Here is a 1,689-nt window from a genome sequence, read left to right as displayed (position 1 = left end):
AAAGTTTGAAACAAAATAGTAGAGGACAGCCGAAAAACAAAGAACACGACAAATAAACCATCTATTAAGGTGGTTTTTGAAAGTAATATAGACACAACATTAATTAGCTAATAAAGATAGGTTCATCTTTGATGACATATCCTCTCTGTTTTAAAAGGTTAAGTGCCTGTGAAGCAGTAAGAACTTTTTCTTTGCTCACAGGACGTGGTTCAAGAAATCCTTTTGCTGTATAAGGCTTTAAATCTGTGAGTATGTGCCAGATAGCGGTCAGGATCATACGACAGATGGCAATGATGGCTTTCTTGTGTCCACGGCGTGCTTTTATACGTCGATAACGAGTTGAAAATTCAGGATGTTTCTTCGATTTGATCAAAGCATTTGCAACCTGTACCAAAACTGGTTTAAAATAAGAACCAGCACGGGAGATCCTAGTCGATTTGATCTTATGATTGCTCTGATCATTGTGGGGACAACATCCAGCCCATGAAACGAGGTTTTTAGCTGTGGGGAAAACAGACATGTCACCTCCGATTTCAGAAAGCACCTGAATAGCAGTCATCGGGTTCTTGTCGAATCCTGGTACGGTTCGGATAAGAGTAAGGATATCTTCGTATTTATCACTGAGACGAAAGATTTCCCGTTCTATTTCAGATTTGTGCATTTCTAATTCATCGATATGGTTTAGACATTGTCTGAGTTTTACCGCTTGTTCTTTGGATACAGCACCATCAACGGCAGCCTGTATTTCTTCAATAGGAGTTTTACATCTGCCATGTACAAAAGGTGCTACATCAAAGGTTTCCCCAGGGTGTTGTAAGATCTGTTCCGTAATGGAACGGGACGATCTGCCAAATATATCAGAAAAAACATCATCAAGTTTTAAATTGGAGACAGTAAGACAGTTATGGGCACGATTCTTTTCACCAGTGATCATACAGGTAAGTTTAAACCGGTATCTTACAAGATCTCTTAATTCACGAATATCAGCAGGTGGGATAAAGGAAGGTTTTACCATTCCACACATGTACAGATCGCAGATCCATTTAGCATCTTTACGATCAGTTTTGTTACCCTTTTGAGGTTTCGTATATTTTGGGTGGGAAAGGGTAACCCAGATGTTATTTTTTTCTAAGATATTAAAAACAGGGATCCAGTACTTACCAGTAGATTCCATACAGACATCGGTACAGTCATATTTAGCAAGCCAATGACACAACTCCTGCAGGCCTTTAGTAAAGGAAGAGAAGCGAGCTTGCTTGTATACAGTACGTTTATTGGAATCAGTGATACCGATACAGGCAAAGATCCATGTTTTGTGGACATCAAGGCCACAACAGTTATTTTTTAAGATTTTAAAAGACAATAAGAATACCTCCTGAAAATTTATAGTTATAAGACTGACGGTGACTGGTCATCCGGCAAAATCGAGTCGACTTTGGAAGAGATAAGTTTACGGGCTATGGTAGTGCGCCAATCATTGATGCCTTAAACAGATGACCGACAACAAATAAATATGCGAGGTCGCCGCTATACAGCCCCGCCACTCACCTCCACGTGTTCTGTAGTATGTCAGTCTTATAGATAAATAATATCAGAGGTAATGAGAATAAAAAATAAAAAGTGAAGGTTAACCAATATGTTTCATGACACATTGGTGCCTTGCGCAGAAAGGCGGAATATAAATATGAT

At 39.1% G+C, this 1,689-nt stretch carries 1 protein-coding gene; it reads right to left on the bottom strand.

Going from position 1 to position 1,689, the window contains the following annotated elements:
• Positions 1 to 103: 103 nt before the first annotated feature.
• The gene (locus KE503_RS14275) at positions 104 to 1,363 is read right to left on the bottom strand and encodes an IS110 family transposase (RefSeq protein ID WP_117945314.1); all 1,260 of its coding nucleotides are present in this window, start codon (positions 1,361 to 1,363) and stop codon (positions 104 to 106) included.
• Positions 1,364 to 1,689: the final 326 nt, after the last annotated feature.

This window comes from Anaerostipes sp. Marseille-Q3525, from assembly GCF_018223505.1.
GTDB lineage: Bacteria > Bacillota > Clostridia > Lachnospirales > Lachnospiraceae > Anaerostipes > Anaerostipes amylophilus.
This window is presented reverse-complemented; position numbering and strand designations above follow the sequence as displayed.